The following is a 12,893-nucleotide window of genomic DNA, read 5'->3' as shown; positions in this document are numbered from 1 at the left end:
AGGCGCCTTCGCCGCTTCGCTCGAAAGCGCCATGGCTCTCATGGCCCGTCCGGGCCAGTGTGTCTGGCCGAGAACGCCGCCGCCGCCGCCCGTGACGGCAGGTCGAGCTTGAGCAATATGTTGGCGACGTGCCGCTTGACCGTGTGCTCGCTGAGCTTCAGCTCGGCGGCGATCGCCGCATTGCTCTTGCCGACGGCAATCAGGCTCACCACCTCGCTTTCCCGCGCCGTCAGCGCCGCCGGCTCCGTCGGTTTGGATTTGGGGCGGCAGGCGGGCTCCAGATGCTGTTCGGACGTGGCCTGCACCACAGGCAGCGGCTCGCCCAGTTCGTCCAGGCTGATGCGGCCGGCATCGACGAAACGCAGGCCGGAGCCTATCGCAAGTTCGGCGACCAGCCGCGAAGCGAGGATATCGCCGCGTCCGGCATGAATGGCAAGCTGCATCGTCACTCGCGCCGTCAGCCCGACCGGCGCGCCGCGCATCTCGATCTCGCCGACATGCACCCCTTGAGCGCTCGCGACGCCGATCTGCTGCGCCGCGTCGCGCAGCGCCGCCGCGCAGCGTATGGCGCGCGCCGGGCCGTCGAAGCGCGAGATCATCAATTCGCCATGCGTGCCGGCGACGCGCCCGCCATGGCGGCCGACCAGCAGCCGCCACGTTTCCTGGAAGCGCTGGCTGCGCTCGCTCCACATCCGGTCGCCGAGTTTGGCCGTGTCGTAAATGCGCGTCACCAGAAGTGCTGCCAGCACGCGCTCGGTGTCGGCAACCGCCGGCTGGCCGGTCAGGAATTCCTCGATCAGGTCGGCCACGCGGTCGACGTCCCCGGTCCAGATCGGGTGATCGCGCCCGGGCAACTCGACCAGCCGGGCGCCGTGAATCTTCCTGGCCAGGAAGCGGCTGGCCTCCGGGTCGACACGCGCGTCGTTGCGGCGATGGATGAGCAGCGTCGGCGCGCTGATTGTGGAGAGAATGCCGCGCACGTCGATCCCGGCATTCATGCGGGCAAGCGCAGCCGCGGCGGTCGGGCTGGCCGACAGCCGCTCGAACCGTCCCCACCACTGGGCAAAATGCATGTCGTCCACCCGGCCCGGCGCGAAATTGGGCAAGGTCGCGCCGGTGCCCCAAGAGGTTTCCGCCGTCTCGATGAAGGCCTCCAGGCGCTCCGCCGGCATCACCCATTTGTGGAAATGCGCATAGCCGCCGTAGAGCACCAGCGCCCGCGTCCGCTCCGGATAGGTGGCGGCAAACAGCGTAGCCATCGGCGCGCCTTCCGAGGCGCCGAGGAGTGCCGCGCGGCCGCTGCCGGCGGCGTCCATCACCGCGCGCACGTCGTCCATGCGGGTCTCCAGGCTGGGCAGATGACGAGTGTCGACGCGGTCGGAAAGCCCGGTGCCGCGCTTGTCGAACAGGATCAGCCGCGAGAAGGTCGAGAGCCGCTTCAAGAGGCGGCTGTAGCCCTCGTCCTCCCATTGCAGGTCGAGATTGGAGATGAAGCCGGGAACGAAGACGAGATCGAACGAACCCTGGCCGACCACCTGATAGGCGATCCGCACATCCCCGCTACGGGCGTATCTGGTCTCGATCGGCCTCACGCAACTGCCCCGCCGGCCAGACGATTTCCTGCGCCAACCATAGCAGAGGCGGGCCGATTTGCGGCAGTCAAACTTTAGAGAGCTGAAGGGTAGGACCTTTGGCGCCGATGGGCTCCGGCGCTATTTTTGCGGAACGGCGCCCTCGGCCTCCGCCGGCCTTGCGTAGCCGATGCTTTTGTCGGCCTGCTCGGGCGTCAGCGGCCGCTTGATCCTGGACGAGGCGGCAATCACCAGGTCGTCGAAATCCTCCGGGTCGCCGTCCAGCATTTCGAACAACTGCCGCCGCATCCGCGGCTCCCAGAACTTGTTGATATGCTCGGCAACGCCAGTAATGCCTTCCTCGCGCGGCTTCGAATGGAAGAAGGTGGCGATCTGGTTGGCCATGCGCACCAGCTTTTCCCTGGTGTTGGCGATATGGTCTTCGTCATGCGACATGCTTGGCAACTCCGGAAGCCACCCGGTCCGGGTGGGTGAAAATATCGAAATCGTCGCCGCGCACCAGCGCCACCAGCGTCATGCCGGCGGCCTCCGCCGTGCGTATGGCAAGTGCGGTCGGCGCCGAAACGGCCATGATGATCGCAGCACCTATGGCGGCCGTCTTCTGCACCATCTCCACCGACACGCGGGAGGTTACGACAACGGCGCCGCTTGCACCGTCGATGCCGGCTTTCGCCAGCGCGCCGGCGAGCTTATCGAGCGCATTGTGGCGGCCGACATCCTCGCGCGCCATGACGATGCCCTTACCGGGAATGTAGAAGCCGGCGGCGTGCACCGCCCCGGTCTCCGTGTGCAGCGGCTGCAGTTTCGACAGCAGCTTGACCGAACGGGTGACGTCCTCGGTGTCGAGCGTAAGCTTCGACGAGCCGACCGCGTCGACCGAGCGCATCGCCTCCTCGATGGATTCGATGCCGCAGAGGCCGCAACCGACCGGTCCGGCCAGCCGGCGACGCCGTGCCTGGAAGCGCGTGTTGGCCTTGTCCTTCAGCCTGATCTGGATGTCGATGCCAGCGCCGAGATCCTCGACCTCGATCGCCTCGATTTCTTTCGGGTCGGCAACAATGCCTTCAGTCAGCGAGAAGCCGAGCGCGAAATCCTCGAAATCGGCGGGGCTCGCCATCATCACCGCATGGGTGGTGCCGGCATAGGAGAACGCCACCGGCGTCTCCTCCGGCACCATGCGGTTCGCGGCCGCGGTGCCGCCGGCGCGACGCGCGAGACGAGAGATTTGGGTGGTGGCGGGGCGGGTCACGAGGCACCTACCTCCGGCTTGCCGGCCATTTCACTTAGGAAGCGCTGAAGGTTTCTTGCTTCAATTGGCGATTGCTCTCCCAGGCCATCCCCCACTCCGTCGCTGCTTCGCAGCGCCACCTCTCCCCCGTCGATCGGGGGAGTGGTGTCGAGCGAAGCTCGACGGAGTGGGGGTCGACCAACCATTGAAGCTCTTGTTGTCGAATGCCTCGACACAACTACTCCGCCGCCTGCAGCGGGGCGATGCGCCGGCTCTGCTTGGCCTGCTCGTTATAGTCCTTCTGCCAATCGGTCGGGCCGTTGGACGGCGCCACCTGCACGGCGGTGACCTTGTATTCCGGGCAGTTCGTCGCCCAGTCCGAGAAGTCGGTGGTGATCACGTTGGCCTGCGTGTCCGGGTGGTGGAAGGTCGTGTAGACGACGCCCGGCGAGACGCGGTCGGTGATCAGCGCGCGCAGCGTGGTCTCGCCGGAACGGCTCGCCAGCCGCACCCAGTCGCCGTCGCGGATGCCGCGGTTTTCGGCATCGTGCGGGTGGATCTCCAGCCGGTCCTCGGCATGCCACATCGAATTCTCGGTGCGCCTGGTCTGCGCGCCGACATTGTATTGCGAAAGGATACGGCCGGTGGTCAGCAGCAGCGGGTAGCGCGGGCCCGTCCGCTCGTCCGTCGCCACATATTCGGTGCGGATGAACTTGCCCTTGCCGCGCACGAAGCCGTCGACATGCATGATCGGGGTGCCAAGCGGCGCCTTCTCGTTGCATGGCCACTGCACCGATCCGACGCGGTCGAGCAGATCGAAGGAGACGCCGGCGAAGCTCGGCGTCGTCTTGGCGATCTCGTCCATGATCTCGGACGGATGGGTATAGTTCCAGTCGAGCCCGATGGCGCGGGCAAGCTCCTGCGTCGCCTCCCAGTCGGCATAGCGCGCCTTTGGCTCAAGCACCTTGCGCACCATGTTGATGCGGCGCTCGGCGTTGGTGAAGGTGCCGTCCTTCTCGAGGAAGGTCGAGCCCGGCAGGAAGACATGCGCGTAGTTCGCCGTCTCGTTGAGGAAGAGGTCGTGTACGACGACGCATTCCATCGCCGCGAGGCCGGCGGCGACATGCTTGGTGTCGGGATCGGACTGCAGGATGTCCTCGCCCTGGATGTAGATGCCCTTGAACGAGCCGTCGACGGCGGCATCCAGCATGTTGGGGATGCGCAGGCCCGGCTCTTCGTCCAGCTTCACGCCCCACAGGCTCTCATAGATGTCGCGCACGGCCTCGCCCGAGATGTGACGATAGCCGGGCAGCTCATGCGGGAAGGAGCCCATGTCGCATGAGCCCTGCACGTTGTTCTGGCCGCGCAGCGGGTTCACGCCCACGCCCGGACGGCCGATATTGCCGGTGGCCATGGCGAGGTTGGCGATCGCCATCACCGTGGTCGAGCCCTGGCTGTGTTCGGTGACGCCGAGGCCGTAATAGATCGCGCCGTTGCCGCCCTTGGCGTAGAGCCGTGCAGCACCCCGGATCAATTCAGGGTCGACGCCGGAGAGCTTGCCGACGGTTTCCGGGCTGTTTTCCGGCAGGGCGACGAAGGACGCCCAGTCCTGGAACTCGGCCCAGTCGCAGCGCTCGCGGATGAAGGCCTCATTGAACAGGCCTTCGGTGACGATGACATGCGCCAGCGCCGTCAGCACGGCCACGTTGGTGCCGGGCTTCAGCGGCAGGTGGTAGTCGGCCTCGACATGCGCCGACTTGACCATCTCGGTGCGGCGTGGGTCGAGCACGATCAGCTTGGCGCCCTGGCGCAGCCGCTTCTTCAGCCGCGAGGCGAACACCGGATGGGCGGACGCCGGATTGGCGCCGATGATGACGGCGACATCGGTGAATTCGACCGAGTCGAAATCCTGCGTGCCGGCCGAGGTGCCGTAGGTCTGGCCGAGCCCGTAGCCGGTCGGCGAATGGCAGACGCGGGCGCAGGTATCGACATTGTTGTTGCGGAAGCCCTGCCGCACCAGCTTCTGGACGAGATAGGTTTCTTCATTCGTGCAGCGCGAGGAGGTGATGCCGCCGATGGCGCTGCGCCCATATTGGTATTGGAGGCGGCGGAATTCCTTCGCGGTATGGGCGATTGCCTCTTCCCAGCTCACTTCGCGCCAGGGGTCGGTGATCTTTTCCCGGATCATCGGCGAAAGGATGCGGTCCTTATGGGTGGCATAGCCGTAAGCGAAGCGGCCCTTGACGCAGGAATGGCCGTGGTTCGCCTTGCCGTCCTTGTAGGGCATCATTCGGATGACCTCGTCACCCTTCACTTCGGCCTTGAACGAGCAGCCGACGCCGCAATAGGCGCAGGTGGTGACGGCCGAGCGCTCCGGCATGCCCTTTTCGAGCACGGTCTTCTCGCGCAATGCGTCGGTCGGGCAGGCCTGCACGCAGGCGCCGCAGGAGACGCATTCGGAAGCGATGAAGTCCTCATGCATGCCGGCGACCATGCGCGATTCGAAGCCGCGGCCCTCGATGGTCAGCGCGAAGGTGCCCTGCACCTCTTCGCAGGCCCGCACGCAGCGCGAGCAGACGATGCACTGCGCCGGATCGTAGGTGAAATAGGGGTTGGATTCGTCGCGGGCGATATAGTCGACCGCCAGCGAGCCATGGCCGGGCGCGACGCCGTTCTCTTCCTTGACGTGGTTGCGGCCCTCGACGCCATAGCGGTTCTCGGAGAGGCCGACCGACTTCGCCACCGCGTCGAATTCGCTGGCGCCGGTGCCGGCCTTCTCGTGCCAGCCGGTCGGGTGGTCGGAGACATAGAGCTCCATGACGCCGCGGCGAATGGCATCGAGTCGCTCGGACTGCGTGCGCACCACCATGCCTTCGCCGACCGGCGTCGTGCAGGAGGCCGGCGTGCCGCCGCGGCCTTCGATCTCGACCAGGCAGACGCGGCAGGAGCCGAAGGAATCCAGCATGTCGGTGGCGCACAGCTTCGGGATCTCGACCCCACCCTCCATCGCCGCGCGCATGATCGAGGTACCTTCCGGCACGGTGATGCTTTGCCCGTCGACCGTCAGCGTGATCTGCTTCTCGGCTCTCGATTCCGGGGTACCGTAGTCGATCTCTTCGATGAGTGTCGGGAAGTCGGCTTTGATGTTCATCTGCCAGCTCCTATTCGGCAGCCACGCGCGCCGGCGCCGGCCTGAAATCCTCGGGGAAATGCGTGATCGAGCTCATCACCGGGTAGGGCGTGAAGCCGCCCAGCGCGCAGAGCGATCCGAACTTCATCGTGTTGCAGAGGTCGGTGACCAGGGCGAGGTTCTTCTCGGCTTCGACACCGGCCGCGACCTTGTCCAGAACCTCCATGCCGCGCGTCGAGCCAAGGCGGCAGGGCGTGCACTTGCCGCAGCTTTCGATGGCGCAGAATTCCATGGCGAAGCGCGCCTGCTTCAGCATGTCGGCGCTGTCGTCGAACACGGTGATGCCGGCATGGCCGATCAGCCCGTCCTTGGCGGCGAAGGCTTCGTAGTCGAACGGCGTGTCGAACAAAGCGCGCGGGAAGTAGGCGCCGAGCGGACCGCCGACCTGCACCGCCTTCACCGGACGGCCCGAAGCCGTTCCGCCGCCGATCTCATCGACGATTTCGCCGAGCGTGAGGCCGAACGCCGTTTCGAACAGGCCGCCATGCTTGACGTTGCCGGCGATCTGGATCGGGATCGTGCCGCGCGAGCGGCCCATGCCGAAATCCTTGTAGTAGGCGGCGCCCTTGTCCATGATGATCGGCACAGAGGCCAGGCTGATCACGTTGTTGATCACCGTCGGCTTGCCGAAGAGACCCTGGATCGCCGGCAGCGGCGGCTTGGCGCGCACCACGCCGCGCTTGCCTTCCAGGCTGTTGAGCAACGAGGTTTCCTCGCCGCACACATAGGCGCCGGCGCCGACGCGGATTTCCATGTCGAAGGCATTGGGCGAACCCAACACGTTGACGCCGAGTACGCCGGCCTTGCGGGCGATCGCGACCGCCTTGTTCATCGTCGCCACCGCATGCGGATATTCCGAGCGGATATAGACGAAGCCCTTGGTGGCACCCGTCGCGATGCCGGCGATCGCCATGCCCTCGATCAGCACGAAGGGATCGCCTTCCATGATCATGCGGTCGGCGAAGGTGGCGCTGTCGCCCTCGTCGGCATTGCAGACGATGTATTTGCGCTCGGAAGCCGTATCCAGCACCGTCTTCCACTTGATGCCGGTCGGGAAGCCGGCGCCGCCGCGGCCGCGCAGGCCGGATTCAGTAACTTGGCTGACGATGTCGGCCGGCGCCATGGCGACCGCGTTCTCAAGGCCCTTCAGGCCGCCATGCGACTTGTAGCTGTCGAGCGACAGCGGATCGATGACGCCGCAGCGGGCGAAGGTCAGCCGCGTCTGCTTGGCGAGGAAGGGGATCTTGTCGGGCGCGCCGAGCCAGCGTTTGTGATGGCCGCCCTTGAGGAAGCCGCTGTCGAACAGGCTTTTCACGTCCGACGGCTTCACCGGCCCATAGGCGACGCGGCCCTCGGCGGTCGCCACCTCGACCATCGGCTCCAGGAAATAAGCGCCGCGCGAGCCGTTGCGCACGATCTTGGCCTCGACGCCGCGCTCCTTGAGCTCTTTTTCGATCGCTCTGGCGACCTTTTCGGCGCCGAGCGCCAGCGCGCCGGAATCCGCGGGGATATAGATGCGCGGGATCATGAACGCACCTCCGCGACGATCTCTTCGATCTTCTCGTCGTCGAGCCGGCCGATCACTTCGCCGTCCAGCATCGCCGATGGCGAGCAGGCGCAAAGCCCGAGACAATAGACCGGCTCCAGTGTAACCGATCCGTCACGGGCGGTCTCGTGAAAATCGATGCCGAGCAACTGCTTGACCTTGGCGGCGACGGCCTCCGAGCCCATCGACTGGCAGGCTTCCGCCTGGCAGAGCTTCAGCACGTGCCGGCCGGCCGGTTGGGCGCGGAAATCGTGATAGAAGGTGACGACGCCGTGAACTTCGGCCCTGGAAAGGTTCAGCCCGTCGGCAATGACCGGCAGTGCGGCCTGCGGCACGTGGCCAAACTCTTCCTGGATGCCGTGGAGGATCGGCAGCAACGGACCTTCGAGGTCCTTCAACTCCTCGATGATCGCCGCAATGCGCGACGCGATCTCGGTACTTGCAGGCTGCACCGTCATGCAGCGCCCTCCCTGGTCATCATGGCGACCCAATGTATGTCACCCCAACATATAGAGCGGTTTTGGGGCAACGACATGCACAGGGCGCAATATCGCTAAGTCCTTACGAAATCAGAGGAAACCCCCGAGATCAATAAAGCTGTCCCGTCGCTTGATAGAAATTTTCTATCAAAAACGCTCAGCCTGCATTCTCTAGCCTAGCGGTGGGCGCGGAAATCGTCTGCCAGCGCCATCGCCTCGTCCAGCAGCGCCTGCACCAAAGGTGTGTGCGGCTCGCGCGGCGCCGCCACCAGTCCGACGGTGTGGCTGGCGTCCGGCTCGACGATCGGGATGGCCCGGATCGGTTCCGAAAAGCCGAATGTTTCCGCAAGGTTGAGCGGCATGATCGATGACCATTTGCCGGTCCGGATATGCGAGAACAGCACGATCATCGAGTTGGATTCCAGTGTCGGCCGCACCTGCACGCCGGCTTCCGCCAGATGCTGGTCGATGATGCGCCGGTTCTGCATGTCCGGCGTCAGCAGGCAGAGCGGCAGCTGGCTGATCTCGGCCCACGTCACTTTGTCGCGGTCGGAATAGGGGTTCCCGACCGCCGTGATCAGCTGGTAGCGCTCGTCATAAAGCGGCACGCTCGTCACCCGCCCCAGCGGCTCGTTGTCGAGATAGGTGATGCCGGCGTCGATGTCGAAATTGCCGAGCAACGACAGCACCTCGATCGAGGTGCGCGACAGGATCGAGAAGGTGACGCCCGGATGCTTTTCGCGAAACGGCGTCGTCAGCCGCGCCACCATGGCTAAAGCCGTGGGGACCGCGGCGATGCGGATGCGTCCCGACAGGCCGTGGCGCGCGGCGCGCATCTCCTCGCGCATGGTCCGTGAGTCGCCGACGATGCGGCGCGCCCATGTCAGCACCTGCCTGCCTTCCGGCGTCAGGCCCTGGAAGCGCGAGCCGCGCAGCACCAGCATGACGCCGAGCTGCTCCTCGAGCTGCTTGATGCCAGCCGACAGCGTCGGCTGGGTGACGCCGCACACCTCGGCCGCGCGGCCGAAATGCTCCTCCTTGGCTAAAGCGATGAAGAATTCCAGCTTGTCGATCATGCCATTCGATCCACCGCGATTTGCCCAAGGTCAGGGAAATCGCCTCGCTTCGCAAGATACACCCGATCGAACCTCGTCCACATTTTTAAGCCGGCTCACCTGTTTTCCCGTGCTGCGCTTGGGGTTATGTGGTGGAGACGCGGACGCATGGAGGACCAGATGCTGGGTTGGTTTCGCAAACTGTTGCCGCGCGAGGATCGCTTCTTCGAGCTGTTCGAGCGGCACTCGCGCACCGTGGTCGGCGGCGCGGAGGCCCTCGAGCAGCTTCTCCAAGGCAGGGACATCGACCGCTGGTGCCAGAAGATCGTCGATCTCGAGGACGAGGCGGACGGGATCACTGCGGAGGTGCTGCTTGCCGTCAGGCGCTCCTTCATCACGCCCTTCGACCGCGGCGACATCAAGGACCTGATCCAGTCGATGGATGACGCCATCGACACGATGCACAAGACCGTCAAGACGGTAAAACTGTTCGAGGTGCGGGAATTCGATCCGCTGATGCAGGAAATGGGCGGCGTCATCGTCCAGGCCGCCCGACTGGTCGCCGAGGCGATACCGTTGCTCGGCAAGGTCGGCGCGAACGCCGCGCGCCTCAACGCCATCGCCGAGGAGGTCATGCGCGTCGAGGGGCGGGCTGACGACCTGCATGAGCAGGGCCTGAAAGATCTGTTCAGGAAGCACAGCCGCAACGATGCCATGGCCTATCTGATCGGCTCGGAGATCTATGGCCAGTTGGAAAAGGTGGTCGACCGTTTCGAGGACGTCGCCAACGAGATCAGCGGCATCGTCATCGAGAACGTATAGGCAATGGACGCCACGATCGCCTTTCCCCTGCTGATCGGTCTCGTCGCCGTCGCGCTGTTTTTCGATTTCCTCAACGGCCTGCACGATGCCGCCAACTCGATCGCGACCATCGTCTCCACCCGCGTGCTCAGGCCGCACTATGCGGTGTTCTGGGCGGCCTTCTTCAATTTCATCGCCTTCCTGTTCTTCGGGCTGCATGTCGCCGAGACTGTGGGAAAAGGCATCGTCAACGCCGAGATCGTCACGCCGGCGGTGATCTTCGCCGCGCTCGTCGGCGCCATCGTCTGGAACATCGTCACCTGGATCGCCGGCATTCCGTCGAGCAGTTCGCATGCGCTGATCGGCGGGCTGGTCGGTGCCGGCGTCGCCAAGGCCGGCACGGGCGCCATCGTCTGGTCCGGGCTGGGCAAGACCGTCGCCGCGATCGTGCTCTCGCCCGCGACCGGATTCGTCCTGGCGCTCGTCCTCGTTCTCATTGTCTCCTGGCTGTTTTTGCGCCAGACGCCGTTCGCCGTCGACAACGCGTTCCGCGTGCTTCAGTTCTTCTCGGCCTCACTTTACTCGCTGGGGCACGGCGGCAACGACGCGCAGAAGACCATGGGCATCATCGCCGTGCTGCTCTATTCGCAAGGCATGCTCGGCCAGAGCTTCTACGTGCCGTTATGGGTGGTCATCACCTGCCAGTCGGCGCTGGCGCTGGGCACGCTGCTCGGCGGCTGGCGCATCGTCCATACGATGGGCTCGAAGATCACCCGGCTCAATCCCATGCAGGGTTTTTGCGCCGAGACCGGCGGCGCCATCACCCTTTTTGCCGCCACCTGGCTCGGCGTCCCGGTGTCGACGACGCACACCATCACCGGCGCCATCATCGGCGTCGGCGCCGCCCGCCGCGTTTCGGCCGTGCGCTGGGGCATTGCCGGCAACATCGTCGTGGCGTGGGTGATCACGCTGCCGGCAACGGCGGCGATCTCGGCGCTTACCTATCTTGCCACGCGGTTGGTCGGATGAGGCGATCCGGTTCCGCCTGATCGCGCAGCTAGTTGCCCACCAGGTTCAGGATGTTGCCGTCGGGATCCTTGAACCAGGCGATCTTCATGCCGGAGCCGACGTGGATGTCACCCTCGAGCGACAGTCCGGGCATGTCGTAGTGCTCGAAGGTGACGCCCTTCGACCGCAGCGCTTTGACGATAGGCTCGATCTGGTTGCCGACCGCCCAGGTCGCGGCCGTCGCCTTGTTGGTGCCGGCGAATTGCGAATGGTAGACGTTAACGAGGGTGTCGCCGCTTTTATAGACGATCAGTTCGCCATCCATGTCTTCCACTTGGCTGAGGCCGAGCGTTCCCTCGTAAAACGCCTTTGCCTTGGCGAGGTCTTTTACCGCCAGATTGGCTGTAGCATTGCTGTTTTCGAGCATGACCGCCTCCTTCCGGTTGTCGTGTCGACGCTCATGGTGACCGAAATAGCGCCCGTCGATCGATTGGCCATGGGCAGGCGGTTCAACTATCGATCGGACGAAAGCGCCGTCCGGCGAAATTGCCGATCGTTCTGTGGTGCGTCGATTTCCGGGGCACATTGGGCAAGCCGTTGTTCCACGGCTTGGTTCTGCGGGGAAACTGCACTATCTCAAACGCCAAACCCCGAGGAAAGATCATGACCGTCACCAAGGAATCCGTCATCGAGCGCCTGAGGACGGTGAACGGGCCGGATTTCACCGGCAATATCGTCGACCTCGGCCTGGTCTCCGAAATTTTCATCGCCGATTCCAAAGTGTTCTTCTCGATCACCGTTCCCGCCGCCCGCGCGCAGGAGATGGAGCCGTTGCGCGCCGCCGCCGAGCGCGTGGTCAAGGCCATCCCCGGCGTTGCCAATGCCATGGTCGCGCTGACGGCCGAGAAAAAGGGCGGCGGCATGGAAGCGCCGGTTCGGCCGCGCCCGGCTCCGCAGCCGGCGCCGCCAAGGCCGGCTCCGCAGGCGGCGCCCCAGCGTCCCGCCCCGCAGGCGCCGGCCTCGCACAGCCATGGCAAGCGCGGCGTGCCCGGCATCGATGCGATCATCGCGGTCGCCTCCGGCAAGGGCGGCGTCGGCAAGTCGACCACCGCCGTCAACCTGGCGCTTGGCCTTGCCGCCAATGGGCTGAAGGTCGGCGTGCTCGATGCCGATATCTACGGGCCGTCGATGCCGAGGCTGCTCAACATCCATGGCCGGCCGCAGACCGTCGACGGCAAGGTCCTGAAGCCGATGCAGAATTATGGCCTCAAGGTGATGTCGATGGGCTTCCTCGTCGACGAAGAGACGCCGATGATCTGGCGCGGGCCGATGGTGATGTCGGCGCTGACCCAGATGCTGCGCGAGGTCGAGTGGGGGCCGCTCGACGTGCTGGTCGTCGACATGCCGCCCGGCACCGGCGACGCCCAGCTCACCATGGCGCAGCAGGTGCCGCTTGCCGGCGCCGTCATCGTGTCGACGCCGCAGGACCTCGCCCTGATCGACGCCCGCAAGGGCCTCAACATGTTCAAGAAGGTCGACGTGCCGCTGCTCGGCATCGTCGAGAACATGAGCTACTTCCTCGCGCCCGACACCGGCAAGCGCTACGACATTTTCGGCCATGGCGGCGCGCGCCGCGAGGCCGAGCGCCTCGGCGTCACCTTCCTCGGCGAAGTGCCGCTCGAAATGGGCATCCGCGAAAGCTCGGACGCCGGGGCTCCCGTTGTCGCCTCCAAGCCGGAAGGCGCCGAGGCCAAGATCTATCGCGACATCGCCTCGAAAGTCTGGGCCAGGGTCCAGGAGGAGCGCGGCGCGGCGGAAGCCGCGGTGCCGAGCATCGTCTTTGAGTAGCGCGAATACCCTCCCCCCTGAGGGTAGGGCTATCGCATATGAGTGAAGAGGCGGAGTAGGTCTTGATCGGCCCATCGTGCTTTGAGTCGTTTGTGGCTGAGCGGGATGTTTTCGGGGTCGGCTCTGAGAACATTGAGCGTGAGGCG

At 65.2% G+C, this 12,893-nt stretch carries 11 protein-coding genes; 3 read left to right on the top strand and 8 right to left on the bottom strand.

All coding sequences use genetic code 11. The features are described from left to right. Window positions 1-38 precede the first annotated feature (38 nt). The 7 genes from AC4FWB_RS32005 to AC4FWB_RS31975 all read right to left on the bottom strand — a co-directional run bounded on the left by AC4FWB_RS32005 (window position 39) and on the right by AC4FWB_RS31975 (window position 9,111). Window positions 39-1,592: an alpha/beta fold hydrolase gene (locus AC4FWB_RS32005; RefSeq protein WP_491030239.1), complete on the bottom strand. Its 1,554-nt coding sequence runs from the start codon at window positions 1,590-1,592 to the stop codon at window positions 39-41. Between the two features lie 120 nt (window positions 1,593-1,712). After that, window positions 1,713-2,027: a formate dehydrogenase subunit delta gene (locus tag AC4FWB_RS32000; protein ID WP_491030238.1), complete on the bottom strand. Its 315-nt coding sequence runs from the start codon at window positions 2,025-2,027 to the stop codon at window positions 1,713-1,715. Beyond that, on the bottom strand, window positions 2,017-2,841 hold the full coding sequence (gene fdhD / locus AC4FWB_RS31995) for a formate dehydrogenase accessory sulfurtransferase FdhD (RefSeq protein WP_491030237.1): 825 nt from the start codon (window positions 2,839-2,841) through the stop codon (window positions 2,017-2,019). The genes AC4FWB_RS32000 and fdhD overlap by 11 nt, the downstream gene beginning before the upstream one ends. Window positions 2,842-3,058: 217 nt before the next feature. Next, on the bottom strand, window positions 3,059-5,971 hold the full coding sequence (fdhF, locus tag AC4FWB_RS31990) for a formate dehydrogenase subunit alpha (protein ID WP_491030236.1): 2,913 nt from the start codon (window positions 5,969-5,971) through the stop codon (window positions 3,059-3,061). A gap of 10 nt (window positions 5,972-5,981) precedes the next feature. Next, window positions 5,982-7,538 (bottom strand): formate dehydrogenase beta subunit, encoded by a 1,557-nt coding sequence (locus AC4FWB_RS31985; RefSeq protein ID WP_491030235.1) that lies wholly within the window; start codon window positions 7,536-7,538, stop codon window positions 5,982-5,984. Continuing rightward, entirely contained in the window at window positions 7,535-8,014 is a 480-nt protein-coding gene (locus AC4FWB_RS31980) for a formate dehydrogenase subunit gamma (protein WP_320228260.1), read from the bottom strand. Before AC4FWB_RS31980 ends, AC4FWB_RS31985 begins: the two co-directional genes overlap by 4 nt. A 197-nt stretch (window positions 8,015-8,211) precedes the next feature. Continuing rightward, entirely contained in the window at window positions 8,212-9,111 is a 900-nt protein-coding gene (locus AC4FWB_RS31975; protein WP_491030234.1) for a LysR family transcriptional regulator, read from the bottom strand. Between the two features lie 159 nt (window positions 9,112-9,270). Between AC4FWB_RS31975 and AC4FWB_RS31970 the strand changes: the two genes are divergently transcribed. Together AC4FWB_RS31970 and AC4FWB_RS31965 are read left to right on the top strand one after the other, a co-directional pair. After that, entirely contained in the window at window positions 9,271-9,912 is a 642-nt protein-coding gene (locus tag AC4FWB_RS31970) for a DUF47 domain-containing protein (RefSeq protein WP_491030233.1), read from the top strand. 3 nt (window positions 9,913-9,915) lie between these two features. Then, window positions 9,916-10,920, top strand: coding sequence for an inorganic phosphate transporter (locus AC4FWB_RS31965; protein ID WP_491030232.1), 1,005 nt, complete (start codon window positions 9,916-9,918; stop codon window positions 10,918-10,920). A 28-nt stretch (window positions 10,921-10,948) separates the two neighbouring features. Here AC4FWB_RS31965 and AC4FWB_RS31960 read toward each other — a convergent pair whose 3' ends face one another. Further along, complete coding sequence (locus AC4FWB_RS31960) at window positions 10,949-11,326, bottom strand: VOC family protein (RefSeq protein ID WP_491030231.1); 378 nt, start codon at window positions 11,324-11,326, stop codon at window positions 10,949-10,951. A 233-nt stretch (window positions 11,327-11,559) separates the two neighbouring features. On the opposite strand from AC4FWB_RS31960, the gene AC4FWB_RS31955 reads away from it, so the two are divergent. Continuing rightward, entirely contained in the window at window positions 11,560-12,747 is a 1,188-nt protein-coding gene (locus AC4FWB_RS31955) for an Mrp/NBP35 family ATP-binding protein (RefSeq protein ID WP_491030267.1), read from the top strand. Window positions 12,748-12,893: the final 146 nt, after the last annotated feature.

The sequence above is a fragment of the Mesorhizobium sp. LEGMi-168a genome, from assembly GCF_058312955.1.
Note: the sequence above shows the minus strand (reverse complement) of the source record. Positions and strands in the feature narration are given on the sequence as shown.

Coding starts and splice junctions, on each gene's coding strand:
- AC4FWB_RS31980 (WP_320228260.1), bottom strand. CDS start 8,014: ATGACGGTGCAGCCTGCAAGTACCGAGATCGCGTCGCGCATTGCGGCG.
- AC4FWB_RS31965 (WP_491030232.1), top strand. CDS start 9,916: ATGGACGCCACGATCGCCTTTCCCCTGCTGATCGGTCTCGTCGCCGTC.
- fdhF (WP_491030236.1), bottom strand. CDS start 5,971: ATGAACATCAAAGCCGACTTCCCGACACTCATCGAAGAGATCGACTAC.
- AC4FWB_RS31985 (WP_491030235.1), bottom strand. CDS start 7,538: ATGATCCCGCGCATCTATATCCCCGCGGATTCCGGCGCGCTGGCGCTC.
- AC4FWB_RS31970 (WP_491030233.1), top strand. CDS start 9,271: ATGCTGGGTTGGTTTCGCAAACTGTTGCCGCGCGAGGATCGCTTCTTC.
- AC4FWB_RS31975 (WP_491030234.1), bottom strand. CDS start 9,111: ATGATCGACAAGCTGGAATTCTTCATCGCTTTAGCCAAGGAGGAGCAT.
- AC4FWB_RS32000 (WP_491030238.1), bottom strand. CDS start 2,027: ATGTCGCATGACGAAGACCATATCGCCAACACCAGGGAAAAGCTGGTG.
- AC4FWB_RS31960 (WP_491030231.1), bottom strand. CDS start 11,326: ATGCTCGAAAACAGCAATGCTACAGCCAATCTGGCGGTAAAAGACCTC.